Genomic DNA, 22,963 nt, shown 5'->3' with positions numbered 1-22,963 from the left:
ATATTAACTCAGAGTCAACACGTAACATTAAGGTGTTATTTTTGTTAAACCAGATCAGATTTATTTTTCTTTGTTTAACCGCAGCGATAATGATGCCCTGTTACGCAGAATTTTCATTGGCACAAATCCCGCCGCTAACAAACAAAACCCCCATTACTTTGGTCGCTGAAAAAGGATTTTGGACCGACTATTTAACCCAAGAAATGTTACCTAAATTCACCGCTAAAACCGGCGTAAAAGTGCAGGTGGTCAGTACTGAATTAGAGGATATGTTTAACTTACAGACCCAGAATTTACTTCAAGGTTCAGGCAAATACGATTTACTCACAATGGAAGCGGGCTGGGCTAAAGAATGGGCTGCCAATGGTTATACAGTGCCCTTAATTGAACTCGCTAAACTTTACGATCCCGATGGCGAAAAGGCCATGGAGAAATACCTAGAACCCTATTACCCATCGCTACTTAACATCTTGTCCTATCAAGGTGAAATCCATGCTATTCCCTATAACAATTATGTTATGGGGAATCATTATCGAGCAGATCTCTTTGATAATAAAACTGAAAAAGCTCACTTTCTGCGTCAGTTTGGCTATCCACTCGCACCAGCAAAAACCTTAACAGAGTTACGAGATCAAGCTCAGTTCTTCACTCGTAAAGCAGGCACTACATTGGCGGATAAAATACTGACTCATGACTTTTACGGTCTAGCGCTAATGTCGGGTGATAAGCCCCATATTAACGATGAATTCTCTAGCATGATTTGGAGCTTAGGTGGCACTTGGATGCAGCCCGTCTATAACAGCCAGAAACAGATCTCCCATTTTGAAGTGCCTACCATCAACCATGAAGCAATTGAAGCGGCCAAGCAATATCGCGAATTAATGCCCTATGCCGTTCCCGCTAACGAGCAGTTTGCTTTCAATGAAGCAGCTAATGCTATTGCAACAGGTCAAGCAGCAATGTGGCCTTTTGCCTACAATAATCTGTGGTATAAATCCTTTAAAGTTGAACAGAACATTCTCGGCGCGCGTCTAGCCGTAAGCCAAGTGCCTGGCGGTTATCCCTACAATGGCGCTTATGCCTTTGCCGTTAGCTACGACAGCAAAAACCCTCAAGCTGCCTATTGGCTGCTCAAATATATGGGCACCTATGAGGCACAACATGCCTATGCTATGGGGGGTGGTAATCCCTGTCGTATGGATGTAGTAACAGCCCCAGAATTTAAAGATGAATCTTTAAGAGGCATAGCTGGCGCATTTGAGGCAAGCCACATAGCCAATATGTTTTGGTCTACTAAGGTCTTATCCTTTGGGCATTTCACCAGTACTGCCATGGGACAAATTTACCCTGAACTCAGCCACGCCTGTTTTAGCGCAAGCCGCAGACCCGCTAACAGTGAAGATATTTTCATTAAATTAAGTGCAGAGATAAAACACCTCCAAAATACCTATGGAGAGGTACCTGCTATTGACAAAGAAAATAATGCCAAGCACTAAACCACTGAAAAGTTTGAAACAAAAAATAACCTCAGCCTTCTATATCATAGTGGGCATGGCGCTATTAAATGGTGTTGTCGCCATACTACTGTCACAGCAACTCAAATCAGAAATTGAACACTTAGTAGGGGTCGATGTGGTAAAAGTCACCACTGCGCTGCAACTGGCAAAAAACAGTGAAAAACTACAAATCATTACTGCACGATTGAATAATTATTATGATGAAAAACAAAGAACTAGCCTATTAGACGAACTTTCTGCACAATGGGAATTACTCATCAATGACTCACGACTACTGGCCTCAATAGAAACTTCTACTGTCAATAAGCAAGAATTAAATTACGCCTTAGATACTCAACTGTATTACTTACAACAACTGCCATTACTCAACACGTTAACCGATACTGCCTTACAAGCCAATTCACAGGCTTCCAATATTCAAGCCAACTTAACGTCAATGGCGTCGGGATTTAGCGATGAAATGCAAACCCAATTTCAGCGTATTAATACGGACTCTGAACGTCAGCTTAAGCTGAGAAACGTTGACCAGATTGCTTTAAATATCAATACAAATCAGCAGCTATCTTTATTTAGTCATCTAGGAGAACACTTATTTACCCAGTTAACTCAAGTGAATATCATCGACAATCTAGTTGAACTAAACCAAACCCAAAGAGATGCTATGCGACTGCTGTTAAGCATGGAGGCTATGCTTGATAGTATCGGTGGCGATAAAAACTTATATTTTAATTTGTTATCACAAATAAAACAGACCATGGTCGGTGAAGACAACCTCTTTGAACTTTCTCGCAAAGCAATTAGAAGCACTCATATCGCCAATGCGCATTTAGAATACCAAGCTGATGCCGCACAAATCGTTGCGACCTATACGCAGGATCTCGTTAACCAAGTTGAAAATGAAATTCAGCAAACAGGCCGCGAACTTAAAAACGATAGCACCGCATTTATCGTATTAATTTTCTGCAGTGGCATCTTATATTGCTTCTTCATCTGGCTCACCAGTTGGCACTTTATCACTAAGGGAATCATCAAGCCTGTCATGGCGACTCGAGATGCAATGAATGCCATTGCCAATGAAAAACTCGACGCCAGAATGCCTGTCACTGATAACTTAGAGCTCCAGCAAATGGTGAGCTCCTTAGAGACATTAAAAAGCTACGCAGCTCAGGTTAAAGGCATGGCCGAAACCGACGGATTAACTGGCTGCTATAATCGCCGCTATTTAGATTTACAACTCCAAAAAGAATTAGAGTATGCAAGGGACCACAACATGCCCCTAGGTATAATTCTGTTTGATATTGATAATTTTAAACAATTTAACGATAGGTATGGTCATGTCGCAGGCGATCAATGTCTTAAGAAAATCGTGAATGCCGCCAAATCGATCTTGAAACAACCCACTTACATGCTTGCCCGCTATGGCGGAGAGGAGTTCATGATAGTACTGCCATCGAGCAATCTCGAGGAGGCATATCATTTTGCTGAAATATTACGCAATAAAATCATCAATTTAAAAATACCACATGAAGACTCCCCCCATGACGGCATACTGACCATCAGCGCTGGTATTACTTGCTGGGAGCGATCACAACCTATGGATACGAATAGCTTAATTAATCAAGCTGATGAGGCTCTCTATCACGCCAAACTAACAGGTCGCAATCGTACAGAGACACGACTAAACCAACCTGTTCGCTATTCCTAACCATAAAAATGCGGCGACGGTTCAGTTTCTTTTTTCACCAGAGGATTGAGTTAAGCTAACTTCACCCCCATTAGCTAATACTAAGTTAATCAGGATAAAGTCAGGGAAGTATGCTCGCTATTGTTATCACGCTTATCCTAGGAATTGGCGCAATTACCTGGCTACTGTCGAGTCGTTGGCGCAAGACCTTACATCGTCGACGAGTCACGATGAAACCTTTTCCAAAAGAATGGCGCAGCATTCTCAAAAAAAGACTGCCTTACTTCCATGCTCTACCCGCAGATCTACAACTGCAACTCAAACGGCATATCCAAATTTTCATCGATGAGAAAGTCTTTATCGGCTGCGATAATTTTGAGATTACGGATGAAGTAAGAGTCACAATCGCGGCCCAAGCCTGTCTACTGCTACTCAATCGTAAAACCGACTTTTACCCCAAACTGAAACAGATTTTGGTCTATCCCGATGCCTTTATCGTCAATAATCAACATAAAGACATTAGCGGTATCGTGTGGGAACAACGCAATGTGCTAGCAGGGGAATCATGGGAATACGGTAAAGTTGTGCTCTCATGGAGAAATACTCTAGACGGCGCCGCCGATCCCCATGATGGTAATAATGTCGTAATCCATGAGTTTGCCCATCAGCTCGATCAAGAAGATGGCCAAGCCAATGGCGCACCCATTATGCAGCATTTTGCCGACTACAGCACTTGGTCTGAAGTGCTAAGTAGGGAATTTACCCAATTACAACACAGTGCAAATTTTGGCATGCCCTCATTATTTAATTATTATGGTGCGACTAATCCCGCTGAGTTTTTTGCCGTCATCACCGAAGTCTTTTTTGAGAAACCAGAGGATTTTTACCAACAACACCCAGACTTGTATCGGGAACTGAGCCGCTTTTATCAACTCGATCCGATAAACTGGCATTAACCCATAAAAGTAGAGGCACGCAAATGCTCAAAGACACTCATGCATTCTCAGTTAAAGGTTCCAATATTAATCGCGCTACCTTGGGGTTACTGCTCAGCGCGTTAATGCTTGGCGGCCTTAATGTAAGCGTACAGGCACAGGACTCGCCAACACAAAGCACTCAAACGACTTCGAATCCTGATCAACAAGCGGCGGCTCACGTATTAGATTTACTCAACCAATATTCAAGCGATGCCAATTGGGATAAATACTTTGCCCTGTACCGAAAAGACGGCATTTTTATTGGCACGGATGCGAGTGAGCGCTGGGGAATGGCGGAATTTGAACGTTACTCCCGCCCCACAAAAGGTTGGCGCTATGATTTAACTGAGCGGCATTTAATCCAACACGGCAATGTCATATTGTTTGACGAGTTATTAAATAGTCCAGCCTATGGCGTCAGTCGAGGAACAGGCACTTTAATCAAAACCAATGGCAACTGGGAAATAGCGCAATACCATTTAAGCTTTCCCATTCCTAATGAGGTAGCTAAGCAAATAACTGCCGAGATTAAAGCCGTAAACAAACAATAGCGCAGCACTCCCCAAAATACGGTTTGAAAGAGTGCAATTTCGAAAGAATACAGCTTGAAATTAAATTATTAAAAAAAACAATTTATTAAGTTATACCACTATCTCAGAGACACAGTAAAACACACATTAGCTAATTGGGAGAAGTGGATGAAACTTTGAAAATCCACGTCTTCAAATGCCCTTTCCGAAGGGCCCCTATCCGCGTAATAAAACCCGATCACTTTACTATCGACTAATAATGGCGCCAATAAAAAGCCTTGACGTGACACATGTCGCGCTTGTAATTCTTTACACTGCTCTTGCCATTTCTTAGAGCTAGGATCATCTACCCAAAGCGGTAACTTATGCTCCATCGCTTGGTAAAATAATCCCCGTCTATCGCTCAAATCGATAATAAACTCTTGCTTAATGGCATCGGCATCACGACCTAATATCACTCTAGGTTGAAGTTGTTTACGGCTTGGTGACAATAACAGCACGCCGCACCGGTCAACACCAACGCCCTCAAGTATACCTTCGAGAACCGTTTGCATGATTTGGTTAAAATCGGCTTTATTAATGGCGAAGCCTGTAAGTTCTCGTAGCTTAGCTAACTGAATATTCAAATTAACTTGATAAACAGGCATATCTAATGGAATGGGAAGTGGAACAGGTTTAGCTGTGACCATACGCTTAGGATCTGGTAGATAGTCTAGCAACACCTTAGCACCATATACTTCAGCTAACTTATGGGTCGCATTCGCGCAGCGTTGCATCCGCACCATAAACTCATTTTCTTCTAGTCCAGTAAAACTCGCCGCTTGCGTGATACGTTTCCCTAATTCCTGCTTATCAAGATTAGGCTGAGATAAAATATCGCAGAGCTTATCCGCAATAAAAATAGACCGAATTTCAGGTCTTTGGTCTTCAGGATTATTAACTGCATGGACCAACAGTTCTCCCAATCCCCAATTGCGGGCAATACTTTGAGTTAATAGTGAAAAAGAAGTGCCGAGGGCTTCGCGGGTTATACTTCGTTCCTCTGCTGGCGTTACACATTCACGCAGTTTTAGATCTAACTCTTCGGTGAACTCACCACCAATACTCCAAAAAGCACTCTCACCTATGTGATACAGTAAAGAGGCTATAAAAGCTTCCTCCTGCATTTCTTCGTCATAATGGCTCAACATCATCCGTGCAATCATGGCGGCTTGAAATGCTTTAGCCATCAACTTTATTAATCTTTGATATACGTTAGGTGCCAAATTTTTACTCTCTAACAAGCTTGAGAGTAACTTGGCTGTGATACAGATATTTCGCACCGCATCAAAACCAAGCACTATAGCCGCTCGGCTGACAGTAGAGATTTGGCTACTACCTTTATGGTAAATAGCGCTATTAGCAACTCGAAGAATACGAGAGGTTAAGGCGTTATCGTGCATCACGCTACGCCCGAGTAATGCGAGAGAGGAAACGTCATCCTTGGCGAGCTTTTCTAGCGATTTAACAGTCGAACACAGTGCTGGCATTTCCAATTCACTGATCCGATTTGTCCAATAATCGACCCCTTTATTAGTATTGTTATTAGGCTTCAACCTAAAGTTACCTTAGCGATATAATCTTGTTGTTTTTAGTATAGATAAACGCAAACATTTCGCCTGTTGTCTAAAGCTTGTTTTAGCAAATCATTCATTAATTGCTTAATAATTCAACATTAAGCAATGCCTGCCTATAAAAATGCCCAAGACAAAGCTCGGGCATTTCAGTAAAACAGGAAATCAATCCACACTTAGGCTTTGAGGTACTGCTTAACAACACGCAACACTTTATCTATATCCTGACGGCTGATATCTTTATGAGTCACAAGCCGAAGTGTACTCCCTGGGCTTATCAGGATGCCTTCCGCTCGACAGTGTTTAGCCAATAAGTTCGCATCAATATGGGGTGCTAATGTAACAAATAACATATTTGTTTGTACTGCGGCTAAATTGACGTCGAACTCACTGAATTCTGCCAACTGCCGAGCTAAGTACGCCGCATTGTCATGATCTTCACTCAGCCGTTGTACTTGCTCAGTTAAAGCAAGCTTACCCGCAGCGGCAAGTATCCCAGCTTGACGCATGCCACCACCAAGCATTTTACGCCAACGAATGGCTTTCTTAATCAAGCGTTCATCACCTAAGAGTAATGAGCCGACTGGCGCACATAATCCTTTGGATAAACAAATCGACACTGAATCAAAGTGCGCCGTGATATCACTTATCGCGATATTCTGCGCCACCGCAGCATTGGCTACTCGCGCACCGTCTAAATGAATTTTTAATCCGCGATTAAAGGCTAATGCCTGCGCATCCGCCAAATAGCTTTGCGGGAGAACCTTACCGCCAATCGTATTCTCTAAACTAAGCAAACGAGTACGAGCAAAATGGATATCATCAGGCTTAATTGCGGCTTCAATGTCAGCTAATGCAATAGTGCCATCTAATTGATTAATTAAAGGTTGAGGTTGAATGCTGCCTAGGACAGCAGCGCCGCCGCCCTCGAACTTATAATTGTGAGCCTGCTGACCGCACAGGTACTCATCACCACGATCACAATGGGCCATCAAAGCCAATAAATTTGCTTGAGTACCCGAACAGGTAAATAATGCACTTTCAAAGCCAAACATCTCCGCAGCCATATCCTGCAAACTATTTACCGTAGGGTCATCACCGTAAACATCATCACCCACTTCGGCTCTGGACATGGCTAACCGCATGGCTGCTGTTGGCTGGGTAACAGTATCACTGCGTAAATCTATCATCTTGTCCTCAACTTAAAGTTTGGTTGGCGCATAATGGGCTCAAGACTCTAGCGCTAAAGGCTTATTTTGTATAGTTTATCGTCATACTTGTCGACAAATTTACCGATGTAAAACCTCGCTCATGCTTGAAGCAAGTATTGACATACTGACATCTACTAATAAAAACATAAATATACTCAAGATCTTGCCGATATCTATCTGTCGATGTATGAACGCTTGTACGCGTTTAGCTTGGCGAAAAGAGTCTTACTCGTTAGAATGCCACACTAAGATGGTCATGCTACAACAATGCGATCGCTTTAGTAATTTTGACTAATACTTATCGTTCAATAGGTGATTTGTAGTGAAAAACTCCCAATCTCGATGGATTCAGCTAGCGCTTTTGCTATTAAGTTTAAGCCTAACATCACAGGTATTTGCTTGGTCTGACACTGACCGAGATGGAGTGCCAGATATCAAAGATGCCTGTCCTAACACAGAGCCAAATACACCTGTTATGGCTAATGGTTGTGTGGAAGAAGCCGCTGTGGAAATGACTGCATCACCAGTTTGCGATATGAGTCATTCAAATGCTGAGTTAAACACAGATTGTCATAATATTTCTGCAGCTATGGTGTATTTTGAATTTGCCATTGCTGAGGTTGACTTTTCTCAATGGAAAACTTTAGCCTTAGTAAAAGCATTCTTAGAAAAAAATGATGTTGAATTAACCTTAGTAGGTCACACAGATATCGTTGGTACACCAGAGTTTAATTATCAACTATCACTTCAACGGGCTCAAAATGTAAAACGTATTTTGGTTGAAGACTATGGCTTTAATCCAAATCGCTTTACCGTAATAGGTAAAGGTATATCTGAACCTGTAGCGGACAACCGTTCTAGCGAAGGGCGCAGTTTAAATCGACGAGTAGAATTTATCGTCAATAATAAATAGTTTTTGTTAGCGTATATTTAGGGAGTTATTCAATGGAAAACCTCGAAGGTTTATTAAAACAAGCACCAGATCTGATTGTGACTTATGGCTTAAAAACATTATTCGCCATTATCATCTTCTTTGTTGGTAAATACTTTGCGGGCGTAGCACAGAAGCTTGTTCGTAAATTACTTAACAGCCGTAAAGTTGATCCGACAGTCGTTTCATTTGTCGCAAACCTCGCTTGGGCAGTGGTATTTGTTTTCGCGGTTATTGCTACGTTAGGCCAAATTGGCGTACAAACCGCATCACTGGTAGCCGTTATCGGTGCTGCAGGTTTAGCAATAGGCTTAGCGCTACAAGGGTCTCTGTCTAATTTTGCATCGGGTGTGTTAATGGTGTTATTCCGCCCTTGCCGCGTAGGTGACTATATTGAAGCTGCAGGTATCGCCGGCACTGTTGATGAAATAACCATATTCTCAACCAAGCTTCGTACTCCTGATAATAAAGTTATCGTAGCGCCAAACTCATCTATCATGAATGGCACTATCACTAACTACTCAGCGATGGATAGTCGTCGTATCGATTTAGTGATTGGCGTATCTTATTCCGCCGATATCGCACTCACTAAAAAAGTATTGACCGATATTTTAGATAACAACCAGTATGTGTTAAAAGATCCAGCATATACAGTTGGACTTTCTGAATTGGCTAGCTCTTCAATCAATTTCGTGGTTCGTCCTTGGGTAAAAACATCTGATTATTGGACTGCACGTTTCCAACTGCTTGAGCAAATAAAAAATGCATTAGACGCTGCAGATATAGGTATTCCATTCCCACAAATGGATATCCATGTCAAAGAATTACCACTAAGCAAATAACAATTAGTGGATAAAAAAGGTCGGTAATTACCGACCTTTTTTTATGGTTCTACGCATCATTTTAGCGTACCTTAATGGACAGATATTAGCGAAGGCACAGATATTCATGTGTGAGGAAATCCAATGCAAAAATATGTTTCATTTTTAGCCGCAAGCTGTATTTATAGCCTAGTTCTGATGAGTCCCAATACACTCGCCAGTGAGAAAACACAGGTTTTAATGGGTGAAAAAACAGTCACCTTAGAAGGGAAAAGACCAAAATTGTCGCAAATGGCGCCGGGGTTTAAAGTCGTTGATGAGCATTTCACGCCAGTGATGCTAAGTGATTTTAAGGGTAAAACTGTACTGATAAGTGCCGTGCCAAGCCTAGATACAGGTGTTTGCGCACTGCAGACGAAGCGCTTCAACAGCGAAGTTGGCCATTTTTCCGATGACGTCATCATGCTAACGATCAGTACCGATTTACCCTTCGCACAGAAGCGTTTCTGTAAAGTGGAAAACGTAGATAAAATCAAAGTGCTATCAGATAGCGTTTGGCGTGATTTTGGTGAAAAGTATGGTTTGTTAATTCAAGATTACGGCTTGCTGGCTAGAGCCATTTTCATCATAGATGCAGAAGGTAAGCTCCAATATCAAGAGTTAGTACCAAACATCACAGAGCATCCTAACTATGATGCCGCACTTGAAGCGCTGAAAACCCTTCAAGCCCAGCAGTAATTTACCGCTAAAAACAGGGCAGCCTTAGCTGCCCTTTTATTTAACGGTTCTATTTCTACGATTTGGTTTTACGATTTAATGTGTATGCTGATCGCCACTGGATTGGTAGTCAAAGGTTGGCATAGACCAATGATATCGCAGCGCCAACATCCGTAAGCTAAAACCAACGCTTAAACAAATAACCAGATTAATCCATTCCGTTAACTGATAGGCTTTTAAGACGATATACAAGCCTGCCGTCAGTAGTGAAATCACCGCATAGAGTTCTTTCTTAAAAATCAAAGGCACTTGGTTACACAGAATATCGCGGATAACGCCACCAAAGACACCTGTGACCAATCCCATAACTACGGCTATTGTTGGGCTAAATCCCAGCATTAACGTCTTTTGTGCGCCCACGATGGAGAATACGGCTAAACCTAAGGCATCAATAGCCAAAAATAACTTAGACAGATAACGCATCACAGGGGCGATAGCGACAGTGAGCAAAGAAGCGAATGCAATCGCAATAAGGTAATGCACATGCTCAACCCAAATTAAGGGGTAATTTCCGAGCATCATATCCCTTAGTGTGCCGCCACCAATTGCCGTTGCGCAGCCAATGATCACCACACCAAACAAATCCATCTGCTTGCGGCCAGCCGCCAGAGCGCCCGTCATCGCCTCAGCAATAATCCCAATCAGCCAAAGTAATCCAATAATCTGCGTCTCATGCATCTTTGCTACTACCAACAACTCAAAGAATTGATTCTGCCTGATAACCTCTCAGTTCTATAATGATTTTATTTTGAATTCATCATTAGAAAAATTAATTCATCATCTTATCAATAATCTGATGCAGGTTCCTACAACCTTATTAAGTTATAGGATAAATATTATACAAAATAGTCAGTTATAAAAATGTTACTTTCACATTGTCATCTATGAAAATAGAATTTTTAATTAGTATTAATAACGTAAATCCAATCAGATGATAAATAACTGCAGATCATCTAATACCTTAGACAAAAAGCATAAAAATCAACCACAAAAAAGCGGCCCTTAGGCCGCTTAATGTTCATTCAAACTGAATCAGAACTACTTAGTGTCAGGCTTAGGTGGATAATTTGCCATTACACTGCCCACAGCTTGATTGATGATCTGTGCTCTTTCTTCTGGGGTATTTTTGTCGCGAATGGTATCGGCAACAGAACCACGCCAGATCAGTTTAGTGGTTTTATTATCAACCAAATCAATAATCAGGGTGCCAACTTCATATTCTCTTACTGTGGTTTGGGTCTGCATATTGCCGCCCCAACCCCATCCTGGACCATAGTATGGGTTGTAGCCAAAATTACTATTGAAGGTATCAACATTAATCTTCTTATCAACTTTGGTCAGATAATTAACAAGTACATCAGCATCTTTTGCATCAACTAATGTCATCCCCTTACTCGCTAACTGGCTATTCACCGCTTCTCTGACCCGTTGATCCATCAAGCCATCTAGATGATATCCGGCAGAATCCGTTTTCTGAGCAACCCAAGCATAGGTTTTATATTGGGTAAAATTTGCGCTAGGATCAAAATCCCAACCTGACTTCATCGAACTACAGGCACTGAGTGCCAACACAGCTAATGCTACAAAAATATTTTTCATCTTAATTTCCTCAGATGTTCGACCCGAACAAAGACAAGTATCAGAGATATGAATTTAGCTTACAGAGCAATAGCCTAATCTACAACTCAATTGATTAAAAAGCAGCATCTCATTCAGCTTGACTTCAGCAAAATCAAAGATGATAATGATTATCAATTAAGATTTAAAGGGGGTGTTGAAATGTACTGGTTTATTAGCGCGTTTATGGTTGCATCTGCCATTTTTTTCCTTGCACCAGAAAAAATTTCTCTCGAGGCGAATAACGCCAAAATAAAACGTCATTTGCCTACTAGTTTACTGATATTACCCCTCCTAGTGCTTGGCTGGTTGGTTATTGATACCATTGCTAATGGCACTAACTATGCCACAGTCGCTGCATTTGGTTTTGTTACAACAGCCTGCTTAATTGCGTTACCTAAGTTACATAAATTTATTATGCCCAGTGCATTACTCACCGCTGTGGCGCTGATAGCCATGGTATTCATGCGAATGAATTAATCCTGAGCTTTAAGCTTACTTTTCAAAAATATGCTTACTTCCCTGCAAAGAGTTAGCATTTTGTATTGGCCACTTAAGGAGAATCCTCAAGTGGTCTTTTTTTACCTCCCAGAACCCCTGCAAATTTGATAAACTGAGTCGGTATAAGTCACCTTCTAATATCAATGAATAAAACCAATGAAAGCAGATCCTAATGTATCCTTAGTATACAGTACCGATAAAGGCCGTATAAATGCTGAGCCCATCACTAAAGCGATTCCGGAATCCGATGGCATAGTCAGGATCCATAGAGACAGTAAAGGCCGCAAAGGTAAAGGCGTTTCGATTATCTCTGGGTTAGGTCTCGATGAAGCAGCGTTAAAAGCAATGGCACAAACCCTTAAGAAACAATGTGGTTGTGGTGGTACGGTTAAAGATTTCACTATTGAGGTCCAAACAGACAACCGCGAGCAATTAAAGCTATTACTTGAGAAACAAAACTACAAAGTTAAATTAGCTGGCGGTTAATCTCGCCCGACTTAGCAATATAGCAGCAAGCTAGATCAACTTAGCCACATCAAACGGAGTAGTTTAATGGAGAGTTTGCAGAACCATTTCTTAATTGCTATGCCCTCACTACACGGTACGTTTTTTGAACGCTCAGTCATTTATATCTGTGAACATGATGCCAAAGGCGCCATGGGGCTGGTGATCAATAAACCGCTCGGTATCGAAGTTAATTCGCTATTAGAACAAATGGATTTGCCGGCAGAGCAAGTCTCCGCGGATTTAGTGCTCAATGCCAATGTCATGATGGGCGGCCCCGTCTCCCAAGATCGCGGCTTTGTGCTGCATACCTCTCAGCCCTATTGGGCCAATAGCACAGATCTGGGTTGTGGTTTAATGCTAACCACTTCCCGTGATGTGTTAACCGCGATTGGAAGCAACAGATCGCCCGAGAAGTTTCTCGTCGCCTTAGGTTATGCTGGGTGGAGTAAAGATCAGCTCGAACAAGAGCTTGCCGATAATTCTTGGCTCACAATTCCAGCAACGAATGCGCTCTTGTTTGACATTAAACACGAAGACCGTTGGCCACAGGCCAGCCGTGCTCTCGGATTTGATGCTTGGCAAGTTTCAGCTCAAGCGGGTCACGCTTAAGCCTATTTATTAATATAAGTCCGCACACTATGAATTCGAAAACCGTATTAGGCTTTGATTTTGGCACTAAGAGCATTGGTGTGGCTATAGGCCAAGAGATCACCGCCAGCGCCACACCATTATTATCACTCAAGGCCGTCGATGGTATCCCAAATTGGGATCAGATAGGCGACTTAATCAAAGAGTGGCAACCTGACTTAGTCGTCGTTGGTCTGCCCTTAAACATGGATGGCACAGAGCAAGATATGACCCACAGGGCGCGTAAATTTGCTAATCGCATCAATGCAAAATTCAAAGTCAAAATAGCCACTCAAGATGAGCGATTAACCACTACCGATGCAAAGGCAAGATTATTCGAATTGGGCGGGTTTAAGGCGCTGACCAAAGGTCAAGTCGATGCGGTGTCGGCCGTCCTTATCATCGAAAGCTACTTCGAAAATAACTTCAGCAAGTAATGCCACAATAAATAAAACTACAATAAAAATAAAAGGATAAGTTGCCTTATCCTTTTAGTTTGATGTTTAACCCGATAAATTACCAGATCAAAAATGTGGCTTCACTAAGTTTGCCATCATAGTAATGTGTGCATCATCATCGTTTAGTGCAGCAATGTAGCGGAACTTCTCACCGCCCGCCTCGGCAAAGAGATGACCATTCTCACCAACAATTTCTTCCAGCGTTTCTAAACAATCAGCGCTAAAAGCTGGGCAGACGATAGCAATATCACGCACGCCTTGTTGCGGCAACGCTTTCAAAGTCGCATCGGTATAAGGTTGTAGCCATTTGGCTTTACCGAAACGCGATTGGAAAGTCATGACAAACTCATCTTTACCTAACCCAAGCTTTTCGGTGACAAGTCGAGTCGTTTTCATGCAGAAGCAGTAATACGGATCACCTAAATGCAAATTACGTTCAGGCATTCCATGGTATGACAACACCAATTTTTGCGGTTTACCATGGGCTTCAAAATCAGCCGTGATCGAATTGGCTAAAGCATTAATAAAGTCAGCATTGTCATGATAAGTATTAATAAAATGCAGTGCTGGAATATAGCGCCACTTGGACAACTCAGCCGCAATCGCATCAAAAGCAGAACCCGTAGTTGGCGCCGCATATTGGGGATACAGAGGTAACACCACGATTTTATCAATGCCATTTTGATGCATAGTTTGCAATGTACTGGCGACCGATGGACTGCCATAACGCATGGCTAAATGCACAGAAACATCATGGTTATCAGCGTTAAGCTTATCCGCTAACTTTGCCGTTTGACGCAAACTAATGTCCATTAACGGTGAACCTGCCGCAGTCCATACCTTTTGGTATAATGCTGCCGATTTTGCTGGCCGTACCCGCAAAATAATCCCGTGTAAAATCAACATCCACACTAACTTAGGAATTTCGACGACTCGGGGATCCGCTAAAAACTCTGCAAGATAACGTCTAACAGCAGATGCTGTGGGTTCATCTGGAGTACCTAAATTCAACAACAACACGCCTACTTTGCCGCGCTGCCCGTGTCCAACTTCTTTGGATAAGCCTGAAAATTTAGCCAAAACAGCCTCTTAATTAATAAATATTCGTAAGATTAAAGTACAGATTCTATCGCTTGCTTAAGCTCTTCACTATCTGGCTTCACTTTAGAATTGAACTGTTGCACAACCGCACCATCACCGCTGACGACATACTTATAAAAATTCCACTTAGGCGCACCGGTTTTTTCGGCTAAGTATTTGAAGACACTATTAGCGTCACTACCACGTACTGGCGATGTCGACAGCATAGTAAAGGTGACACCGTAATTGATGTAACACACCTTAGCCGTATCTTTCTCATCATTTTCTTCTTGGAAAAAATCATCCGATGGGAAACCAATGACCACTAAGCCTTTATCTTTGTAGTTTTCATGCAATTTTTCGAGCGCTTTAAACTGCGGGGTGTAACCACAGTTACTGGCCGTGTTAACAATCAACACTGGTTTTCCCTGAGTCAATTCACACAGATTAACTGTCTCTTCAGAATGTAATTTTCGTACTTCAAGGTTCAGATACTCGGGACAAGTGGCCGCCATAGCGCCAACACTCATCAAGCTCGCTGTCATAGCGAATATCATGGGTAATTTTTTCATTGCTTTCTCCTTTACCAGTACATTACGCAAACGCACAAGGTAAAGATCATATTGAATTAAAAAATAAAAGCTATGGTTAACGACTGCATAGCGATGAAGTAAAACCGATTGAGCTGAACGAAAATCTAACTACACCAACAAAAAGCAGCCCATAAAGAGCTGCCTAACCCAGAACCTGACTATCGCGTTAGTCCATGTCTAAGGTGACACCTTCCATAAAACCTGAGCCCGTGGATTCTTTATTCTGCAATTTAATCATCAAACGTAAATCGTTTGGTGAATCAGCATGGTGCAGCGCATCGGCGTAACTAATCTCGCCATCGACATAAAGTTTCAGCAAGGCCTGATCGAACGTCTGCATGCCCTGCTCGTTGGATTTTGCCATGGTTTCTTTGAGTAAATGCAGCTCGTTCTTCGCAATTAAACTCGCCACCCTTGGGGTGTTAATCAATACTTCAATCGCGGCGCGACGCCCAGTGCCATCGACTTTAGGGATCAATTGCTGCGCCACAATCCCGCGTAAATTCAATGACAAATCGAACAATAACTGTTGATGTTTACTCTCAGGCACGAGGTGCATAATGCGGTCTAATGCTTGGTTGGCGTTGTTGGCATGCAAGGTTGCCATACAGAGGTGGCCTGTTTCAGCAAACGACAGGGCGAACTCCATCGTCTCTTGGGTACGAATTTCACCAATCAAGATCACATCGGGTGCTTGGCGAAGCGAACTTTTTAGCGCTGCATCGAAAGATTCAGTATCTATGCCCACTTCACGCTGGGTGATAATGCTTTTTCTGTGGTCGTGAACAAATTCGACTGGGTCTTCGATAGTAAGAATATGACCACGAGCATGACCATTACGATATCCCACCAAGGCAGCTAGGGATGTCGACTTACCTGTACCCGTTCCGCCCACCATAATAATGAGACCCCGTTTGCTCATCACCAGATCTTTCAGAATGGGTGGCAGTTTTAAATCATCGACGTCAGGGATTTTAGTTTCGATACGGCGCATCACACAGCCTGGCGATTCACGCTGCCAAAAGGCGCTCACCCGAAAACGACCTAAATCCTTTGCCGCAAAAGCGAAGTTACACTCACGAGTCGAATGAAACTCTTGCTTCTGCGCTTCGGTCATTAAGGATTCAACAAAATCCAGTGATTGTGCTGGTGTAAACGCACTTTCTGCCAAGGGACGCAATTCACCGTCAATCTTGGCACTCGGCGGAAAACCCGCAGTGATGAACAAGTCGGAGGCTTTGCGTTCCACTATCACTTTTAAAAACGGACGAACATCCATCATAAATCCTTAAAATGTCGCTTGTTTATTCGAACTTTTCGCCATTGCATCTTCACGAGTGATAAGACCGCGATTGACTAAGTTCTGTAAACATTGCTCTAAGGTCTGCATTCCATGGGCCATACCTGTTTGAATTGCCGAATACATCTGCGCCACTTTGTCTTCACGAATTAAGTTGCGGATAGCGGGCGTGCCCATCATGATTTCATGGGCGGCGACACGGCCTCCTCCCACCTTTTTAATCAGGGTTTGCGAAATAACGGCTTGCAGCGATTCAGACAACATAGTGCGCACCATGTCTTTTTCACCGGCGGGGAATACGTCGACCACACGGTCAATCGTTTTCGCGGCAGAAGTAGTATGCAAGGTACCAAACACTAAGTGGCCTGTTTCAGCGGCGGTCATAGCCAAACGGATGGTCTCAAGGTCACGCATCTCACCGACTAAAATCACGTCTGGGTCTTCACGTAGTGCGCTTCTAAGCGCCGCATTAAAGCTGTGGGTATGGCGGTGAACTTCACGTTGGTTAATCAAACATTGCTTATTTTGGTGAACGAATTCGATAGGATCTTCAATGGTTAAGATATGATCATGTCGATTTTCATTCACGTAATCCACCATGGCGGCAAGTGTGGTACTCTTACCTGACCCCGTAGGTCCAGTCACTAGCACCAATCCGCGAGGGAAACTGGCAATTTTTTTAAAAATTTCCGGCGCACCTAATTGCTCAAGTGACAAAATGTCACTTGGAATGGTACGAAACACAGCCGCTGCACCACGGGATTGATTGAATGCGTTAACACGAAAGCGTGCAAGATTAGGGACTTCAAACGAGAAATCTATTTCTAAATGTTCTTCGTAGTCCTTACGCTGCTTATCATTCATTATGTCGTACACTAAACTGTGTACACCTTGATGATCGAGCGCGGGCAGGTTAATTTTTCTCACTTCACCGTCAACACGGATCATGGGAGATATCCCTGCAGAAAGGTGTAGATCCGAGGCTTTGTGTTTTACACTAAATGCCAATAACTCAGTGATTTCCATCGTTTGGGATATCCTTGCAACTAGATAATTACATCATGACAACAATAGCAGACAGACTCGCAATCGCACAGCGCAGGATCACACAAGCAGCGCAAAAAAGTGCCCGCCACCCCAGCAGTATTCGCTTACTTGCCGTCAGCAAGACTAAACCTATTGAAGACATTATAGCAGCCTACCAAGCGGGTCAGCGTTGCTTTGGCGAAAACTATGTCCAAGAAGGCGCTGAAAAAATTACTGCGCTCAAGGGGGATTTCCCGGACATAGAATGGCATTTTATCGGCCCACTCCAATCCAATAAAACCAGCATAGTCGCCCAGCATTTCGATTGGATGCATACCCTCTCACGCGACAAAATTGCCCTACGTCTCAATGAGCAACGTCCGGCCGAATTGGCGCCATTAAACGTCTGTATTCAAATTAATATCAGTGCTGAAGACACAAAATCTGGCATAGATGCGGCTCAAATGCTGCCACTGGCCGAACTGATAGCTCAGCTACCTAACTTAGCACTGAGGGGCCTAATGGCAATTCCAACTGCTACCGCAGATACAGAGTTACAGCTTAAAGAGTTTTCCATGTTAAACAATCTATTTCAAGAACTTAAAACGCATTATCCCGCTGTAGATACGCTTTCAATGGGGATGAGTAATGACCTAGATACAGCGATTAGCTGCGGTTCAACTATGGTACGTATTGGCAGTGCCATTTTTGGTGAGCGCAATTACGCTGCGTAAAATCCACTTTAGGCATTTAGTTAGAGGTCAGTTTAACCTTGTTTTTAGCACTTTATGCCCAAATACTGTATTTAAGAACACCGAACATTAACGATTTAAGAGCAATTAGCGAGAGTCGATAATCAGGCTCAGTCATTCAAATGACTAACCGTTTTATCATCTTAATTTAAGGTGAAGATGTTACAAGTTAACGGTTAACACACTGAAGAGAATCAAATGGATCAACAGAAAATCTGCTTTATCGGTGCCGGCAATATGACGCGCAGCATCATCAGTGGCTTAATCAATAGCGGCTATCCAGCTCAACTCATCCAAGCGACTAATCCCAGCCAAGGTAAACTCGATGCACTAAAAGACGATTTTGGGATTTTGGTTTCTCAGGATAATTTGGCAGCGGCGCAAGCTGCCGATGTCATAGTACTTTCAGTAAAACCACAATTGATGCAACAAGTTTGTGAAGCATTACAGACAGTCGAGCTGTCGAATAAGTTAGTCATCACTATCGCTGCGGGCATTAAAGCAAAGCGATATACCGACTATCTGGCACAAGACATCAAGCTTATCCGCGCCATGCCAAATACGCCGATGCAAATTAGTGTGGGTATGACTGGCCTCTATGCGCCTCAAAGCATTACTACCGATCAGAAAGCCATTTGCGATCGTTTGATGTCAAGCGGCGGCGAAATAGTGTGGGTAAATGAAGAGTCAGATTTAGATCAAGTGATTGCACTATCGGGCAGTTCACCGGCTTATTTCTTTTTGCTAATGGAGTCTATGATAGATGCAGGCAAAGAAATGGGAATGGATGAAACAAAAGCCAGAAGTTTAGTGCAGCAAGCTGCGCTTGGCGCTGCTATGATGGCAAAGCAAAACCCACAACTGACCTTAGGTAATTTAAGGGAGAATGTTACTTCAAAGGGCGGCACCACCGCACAAGCGCTGGCGACATTTGAAGCTGCGGATATGCGCGGCTTAGTAAAAAAAGCCATGGAAAACTGTATTAATCGTGCAGAAGAAATGGCTAAAACATTTTGATCCACTAACACGTTTTTATATCGAACTTTAATAGGTAGAAATCTCGATGAATGCATTTACCTTTTTAATCACCACTCTATTCGATCTCTATTTGATGGTGGTGATTTTGCGGATTTGGTTACAACTGGCAAGGGCTGATTTTTACAATCCTTTTAGCCAATTTATTGTTAAAGCAACTCACCCGCTCATCGCACCAATGCGCCGTATTTTGCCTTCCTTAGGGCGATTTGATACCGCATCTTTCGTCCTCGCATTATTGGTTGTGATAGCCAAGCTGCTATTAATTAGCCTCATTGCGGGCGGTGGCATAGACATACTGTTATTTTTGCTGTTTGCCGTTGTATCTGTGGTCAAAAAAGCAGGGGTACTGCTATTTTGGATGCTATTAATACGCGCAATCTTAAGCTGGTTTAACCAAGGCTATAATCCAATTGTAATGATTATGGGTCAGTTAACTGAACCCCTATTAGTACCAATACGTCGTATCATACCGCCAATTGGTGGTTTAGATTTATCCGTAATGCTGGTCATTATTGGTATGAATTTCCTCAATATGTTACTTGCTCAATATATCCCTTATTGGGCAGTGATCTAATGAGTGCAGTGACTTTGCAGCAGGGTGACTTGCTGCTCAATCTCTACATTCAGCCTAAGGCCAGCCGAGATCAAATTGTAGGATTGCACGGTGATGAGCTAAAAGTAGCCATCACTGCGCCGCCTATTGATGGCAAAGCGAATGCCCATTTAAGCAAGTACTTAGCAAAAGCTTTTAAAGTGCCAAAGAGCGATATTCACATATTAAAAGGTGAACTTGGCCGACATAAACAAATCCGCATTATTGACCCTAAGATCATCCCAAGTGTCATTACTGAACTGATGGGGCAAGATAGTGAAAGGTAATTCAGTTGAAAGGTCACTCAGTTAAAGAATCGTACAACTGAAAACGAATTAATCCTTTGAATGCTATTAATTTATTAGAAAAAATAGTCACAGCGGCCCTATAATCCAACATTCCCTAATATGAGGTATCCCATCATGTTCCGTAATCTTCTCGCTGTATTAGCCCTCACGGCCAGCCTTTGCGGTGTTGCAAATGCCGAGCAAAAAGAAACTGTCGGCAATTTTGATATTCATTACATGGCACTTGGCAGTACATTTTTAACGCCTAGCATAGCCAAATCCTATGGCATTAAGCGCAGTAACTACACTGGCATCATCAATATTGCCGTATTAGATATTAGCGAAGCGAATAAGCCCGCAGTACCCGTTGAAATTACTGGAGTTGCTAATAATTTGTTAGATGCGCGAATCAATCTAACGTTTAAAGAGATCCGCGAAGGTGATGCGATTTATTACATTGCCGAAGTGCCCTACCGCGATGATCAGGAAATCAACTTCAATATCGCAATTAAATATGGCAATCAACTGAACACGAACTTACAGTTCAAGCAAAAATTCTACGTTGAATAAACCTATTTTATACCTTTGTTGGCGTTGCTTTCCTGTAGCGCCAACCCCTTTCCCTGTCCTTTACTATTGAGCTTGGGTATCATAGTGCCAACGCACGTCGCCCCATTTATGATAGGTATTCCATGCAACAAATCGTCCTCGCCAGCGGTAATAAAGGCAAACTCGCCGAATTCGATCAAATGCTCGCAAGCTACGGTGTCACTGTACTGCCGCAGAGCCAGTTTAATGTCAGCGAAGTAGCAGAAACGGGTACCACTTTTGTAGAGAATGCCATTATCAAAGCAAGGCATGCCGCCGAAATCACCGGACTTGCGGCCATTGCCGATGATTCGGGTTTAGAAGTGGATTTACTCCAAGGCGCTCCAGGCATTTATTCAGCACGTTACGCGGGCGAAAATGCCAAAGATCAAGACAACGTATTGAAACTACTTGAGACGTTAAAAGACCAGCCAGCACCTCGCGGGGCAAGATTCCAATGCGTACTGGTATATATGCGCCATGCGAAAGACCCTACCCCGATTATTTGTCAAGCCTCATGGGAAGGCCAAATCGACTTTAGCCAACGCGGCGCTAATGGCCATGGTTACGATCCGATTTTTATCCCTGAAAATTATCAATGTAGCGCGGCAGAGCTGAGCAGCAACGAGAAAAATGCCTTAAGTCATCGTGGTAAAGCTCTAGTGCAACTCATCGCTGCCATGCAAGCCCAAGGCGTATTAACAGGCGGGAATGCACAATAATGTCGTCAACTGCCGTGACTACTACGATGAAGCTCGAACTGCCACCACTCAGTCTGTATATCCATATTCCCTGGTGCGTACAAAAGTGTCCCTATTGTGACTTTAATTCCCATGGCCAAAATGGCGAACTGCCACAAGAGGCTTATGTTGATGCGCTATTGGAAGACTTACGCCAAGATTTACATCTCGTCCAAGGGCGACAGATCCATACCATCTTTATCGGTGGCGGCACGCCATCATTATTCGATGCTAAACAAATCAAACGCATACTCGATGGTGCCAATGCGCTAATTCCCTTTAGTGACAATATCGAAATCACTATGGAAGCCAATCCTGGTACTTTAGAGCACGATGACTTTAGTGCCTATCGTGCAGCGGGCGTCACTCGTTTATCTATCGGGGTGCAGAGCTTTTCTAAGGATAAACTCAACTTACTCGGACGTATTCACGATCAAAACGAGGCACAAGTCGCCGCTCAAAAAGCCAGCCAAGCGGGATACTTGAGTTTTAACCTCGATTTAATGCATGGATTACCCAACCAAAGTTTTGCTGAAGCTATGGCCGATATCGACACGGCAGCGGCGCTTAACCCGCCACACCTATCTTGGTATCAGTTAACAATTGAGCCCAACACCCTATTCCACTCAAAACCGCCGCAGCTGCCCGATGACGAAGCGCTCTGGCATATCTATGAGCAAGGTCAACAAAAGCTGGCCGCATTAGGGTATGAGCAATACGAAATATCTGCCTACGCAAAACCTGGTTACCAATGTAGGCACAATCTCAACTACTGGCAGTTTGGTGATTATCTAGGCATAGGCTGTGGCGCCCACGGCAAAGTGACGCTGCCAGAAGAAAACCGCATCATACGCACGGTAAAAATTAAACATCCCAAGGGATATCTGAGTGCACACAACTACACCTTCGAATCGATTGAAGTTGCAGAGGAAGACCGCGCGCTCGAATATTTAATGAATCGCCTGCGTCTGATGACACCTATTCCTAAGCAAGAATTTGAACTGCGCACAGGACAACACAGAGACACATTGACCGAAGGAATGGAAAAAGCCAAACAACGCGGTTTACTCACAGAATCCGCTGAACATTGGCAATTAACCAGTAAAGGTCATATGTTTGTTAATGATTTACTGACACAATTCTGCTAAGCCTGCCGTTAAAATAGCTCTATAAATAATGTGTTAGCTTTCAATAGT

26 protein-coding genes are annotated in these 22,963 nt (G+C 43.0%); 18 read left to right on the top strand and 8 right to left on the bottom strand.

Annotated elements, in window-relative coordinates; all coding sequences use genetic code 11:
* Positions 1–92 precede the first annotated feature (92 nt).
* The 4 genes from RA178_RS06920 to RA178_RS06905 all read left to right on the top strand — a co-directional run bounded on the left by RA178_RS06920 (position 93) and on the right by RA178_RS06905 (position 4,729).
* Complete coding sequence (locus RA178_RS06920; RefSeq protein ID WP_263162281.1) at positions 93–1,496, top strand: ABC transporter substrate-binding protein; 1,404 nt, start codon at positions 93–95, stop codon at positions 1,494–1,496.
* Entirely contained in the window at positions 1,483–3,222 is a 1,740-nt protein-coding gene (locus RA178_RS06915; protein ID WP_306685010.1) for a GGDEF domain-containing protein, read from the top strand. The genes RA178_RS06920 and RA178_RS06915 overlap by 14 nt, the downstream gene beginning before the upstream one ends.
* Positions 3,223–3,332: 110 nt before the next feature.
* On the top strand, positions 3,333–4,157 hold the full coding sequence (locus RA178_RS06910) for a M90 family metallopeptidase (RefSeq protein WP_263173097.1): 825 nt from the start codon (positions 3,333–3,335) through the stop codon (positions 4,155–4,157).
* A gap of 23 nt (positions 4,158–4,180) precedes the next feature.
* Positions 4,181–4,729 carry a nuclear transport factor 2 family protein gene (locus RA178_RS06905; protein WP_263184917.1) on the top strand — a complete coding sequence of 183 codons (549 nt, stop codon included), beginning with the start codon at positions 4,181–4,183 and terminating at the stop codon, positions 4,727–4,729.
* 98 nt (positions 4,730–4,827) lie between these two features.
* Here RA178_RS06905 and RA178_RS06900 read toward each other — a convergent pair whose 3' ends face one another.
* The gene (locus tag RA178_RS06900) at positions 4,828–6,303 is read right to left on the bottom strand and encodes an HDOD domain-containing protein (RefSeq protein WP_263191130.1); all 1,476 of its coding nucleotides are present in this window, start codon (positions 6,301–6,303) and stop codon (positions 4,828–4,830) included.
* 194 nt (positions 6,304–6,497) lie between these two features.
* A complete protein-coding gene (gene ltaE / locus RA178_RS06895; RefSeq protein ID WP_306685009.1) occupies positions 6,498–7,511 on the bottom strand; it encodes a low-specificity L-threonine aldolase in 1,014 nt (337 codons plus the stop codon).
* A gap of 343 nt (positions 7,512–7,854) precedes the next feature.
* Here ltaE and RA178_RS06890 point away from each other — a divergent pair, with 343 nt between their 5' ends.
* From RA178_RS06890 to tpx, 3 genes are all read left to right on the top strand, one after another.
* Positions 7,855–8,445: an OmpA family protein gene (locus RA178_RS06890; RefSeq protein WP_306685008.1), complete on the top strand. Its 591-nt coding sequence runs from the start codon at positions 7,855–7,857 to the stop codon at positions 8,443–8,445.
* Between the two features lie 32 nt (positions 8,446–8,477).
* Positions 8,478–9,305 carry a mechanosensitive ion channel family protein gene (locus RA178_RS06885; RefSeq protein WP_028761273.1) on the top strand — a complete coding sequence of 276 codons (828 nt, stop codon included), beginning with the start codon at positions 8,478–8,480 and terminating at the stop codon, positions 9,303–9,305.
* Positions 9,306–9,428: 123 nt separating this feature from the next.
* Positions 9,429–10,022 carry a thiol peroxidase gene (gene tpx / locus RA178_RS06880; protein WP_105251878.1) on the top strand — a complete coding sequence of 198 codons (594 nt, stop codon included), beginning with the start codon at positions 9,429–9,431 and terminating at the stop codon, positions 10,020–10,022.
* Positions 10,023–10,097: 75 nt separating this feature from the next.
* Here tpx and RA178_RS06875 read toward each other — a convergent pair whose 3' ends face one another.
* On the bottom strand, positions 10,098–10,739 hold the full coding sequence (locus RA178_RS06875; RefSeq protein ID WP_028761275.1) for a trimeric intracellular cation channel family protein: 642 nt from the start codon (positions 10,737–10,739) through the stop codon (positions 10,098–10,100).
* A 360-nt stretch (positions 10,740–11,099) separates the two neighbouring features.
* The gene (locus tag RA178_RS06870) at positions 11,100–11,660 is read right to left on the bottom strand and encodes a DUF4136 domain-containing protein (protein ID WP_263255231.1); all 561 of its coding nucleotides are present in this window, start codon (positions 11,658–11,660) and stop codon (positions 11,100–11,102) included.
* A gap of 180 nt (positions 11,661–11,840) precedes the next feature.
* On the opposite strand from RA178_RS06870, the gene RA178_RS06865 reads away from it, so the two are divergent.
* From RA178_RS06865 to ruvX, 4 genes are all read left to right on the top strand, one after another.
* A complete protein-coding gene (locus RA178_RS06865) occupies positions 11,841–12,158 on the top strand; it encodes a hypothetical protein (RefSeq protein WP_105253083.1) in 318 nt (105 codons plus the stop codon).
* 177 nt (positions 12,159–12,335) lie between these two features.
* Positions 12,336–12,665, top strand: coding sequence for a stress response translation initiation inhibitor YciH (gene yciH / locus RA178_RS06860; RefSeq protein WP_263165733.1), 330 nt, complete (start codon positions 12,336–12,338; stop codon positions 12,663–12,665).
* Between the two features lie 66 nt (positions 12,666–12,731).
* Entirely contained in the window at positions 12,732–13,295 is a 564-nt protein-coding gene (locus tag RA178_RS06855) for a YqgE/AlgH family protein (protein ID WP_173243658.1), read from the top strand.
* Positions 13,296–13,324: 29 nt separating this feature from the next.
* Positions 13,325–13,750 carry a Holliday junction resolvase RuvX gene (gene ruvX / locus RA178_RS06850; protein WP_028761279.1) on the top strand — a complete coding sequence of 142 codons (426 nt, stop codon included), beginning with the start codon at positions 13,325–13,327 and terminating at the stop codon, positions 13,748–13,750.
* Positions 13,751–13,837: 87 nt separating this feature from the next.
* Here ruvX and hemH read toward each other — a convergent pair whose 3' ends face one another.
* From hemH to RA178_RS06830, 4 genes are all read right to left on the bottom strand, one after another.
* Positions 13,838–14,851, bottom strand: a complete 1,014-nt coding sequence (gene hemH, locus RA178_RS06845) for a ferrochelatase (protein ID WP_263148734.1) — start codon at positions 14,849–14,851, stop codon at positions 13,838–13,840.
* 32 nt (positions 14,852–14,883) lie between these two features.
* Entirely contained in the window at positions 14,884–15,423 is a 540-nt protein-coding gene (locus RA178_RS06840) for a glutathione peroxidase (protein ID WP_173243652.1), read from the bottom strand.
* 187 nt (positions 15,424–15,610) lie between these two features.
* On the bottom strand, positions 15,611–16,723 hold the full coding sequence (locus RA178_RS06835; protein ID WP_028761282.1) for a PilT/PilU family type 4a pilus ATPase: 1,113 nt from the start codon (positions 16,721–16,723) through the stop codon (positions 15,611–15,613).
* 9 nt (positions 16,724–16,732) lie between these two features.
* Positions 16,733–17,770: a type IV pilus twitching motility protein PilT gene (locus RA178_RS06830; protein ID WP_006082517.1), complete on the bottom strand. Its 1,038-nt coding sequence runs from the start codon at positions 17,768–17,770 to the stop codon at positions 16,733–16,735.
* A 35-nt stretch (positions 17,771–17,805) separates the two neighbouring features.
* On the opposite strand from RA178_RS06830, the gene RA178_RS06825 reads away from it, so the two are divergent.
* The 7 genes from RA178_RS06825 to hemW all read left to right on the top strand — a co-directional run bounded on the left by RA178_RS06825 (position 17,806) and on the right by hemW (position 22,915).
* Positions 17,806–18,504, top strand: coding sequence for a YggS family pyridoxal phosphate-dependent enzyme (locus RA178_RS06825; RefSeq protein WP_306685007.1), 699 nt, complete (start codon positions 17,806–17,808; stop codon positions 18,502–18,504).
* Between the two features lie 216 nt (positions 18,505–18,720).
* Complete coding sequence (gene proC / locus RA178_RS06820; protein ID WP_168824572.1) at positions 18,721–19,539, top strand: pyrroline-5-carboxylate reductase; 819 nt, start codon at positions 18,721–18,723, stop codon at positions 19,537–19,539.
* Between the two features lie 46 nt (positions 19,540–19,585).
* Complete coding sequence (locus RA178_RS06815; RefSeq protein ID WP_306685006.1) at positions 19,586–20,134, top strand: YggT family protein; 549 nt, start codon at positions 19,586–19,588, stop codon at positions 20,132–20,134.
* The gene (gene yggU, locus RA178_RS06810; RefSeq protein ID WP_168824592.1) at positions 20,134–20,439 is read left to right on the top strand and encodes a DUF167 family protein YggU; all 306 of its coding nucleotides are present in this window, start codon (positions 20,134–20,136) and stop codon (positions 20,437–20,439) included. Before RA178_RS06815 ends, yggU begins: the two co-directional genes overlap by 1 nt.
* A gap of 135 nt (positions 20,440–20,574) precedes the next feature.
* Entirely contained in the window at positions 20,575–21,009 is a 435-nt protein-coding gene (locus tag RA178_RS06805) for a DUF4426 domain-containing protein (RefSeq protein WP_105251872.1), read from the top strand.
* A 122-nt stretch (positions 21,010–21,131) separates the two neighbouring features.
* Positions 21,132–21,749, top strand: coding sequence for an RdgB/HAM1 family non-canonical purine NTP pyrophosphatase (gene rdgB / locus RA178_RS06800; protein ID WP_131523655.1), 618 nt, complete (start codon positions 21,132–21,134; stop codon positions 21,747–21,749).
* Complete coding sequence (hemW, locus tag RA178_RS06795) at positions 21,749–22,915, top strand: radical SAM family heme chaperone HemW (protein WP_263162131.1); 1,167 nt, start codon at positions 21,749–21,751, stop codon at positions 22,913–22,915. Before rdgB ends, hemW begins: the two co-directional genes overlap by 1 nt.
* Positions 22,916–22,963: the final 48 nt, after the last annotated feature.

The organism is Shewanella oncorhynchi (genome assembly GCF_030848765.1).
Taxonomy (GTDB): Bacteria; Pseudomonadota; Gammaproteobacteria; order Enterobacterales; family Shewanellaceae; genus Shewanella; species Shewanella oncorhynchi.
This window is presented reverse-complemented; position numbering and strand designations above follow the sequence as displayed.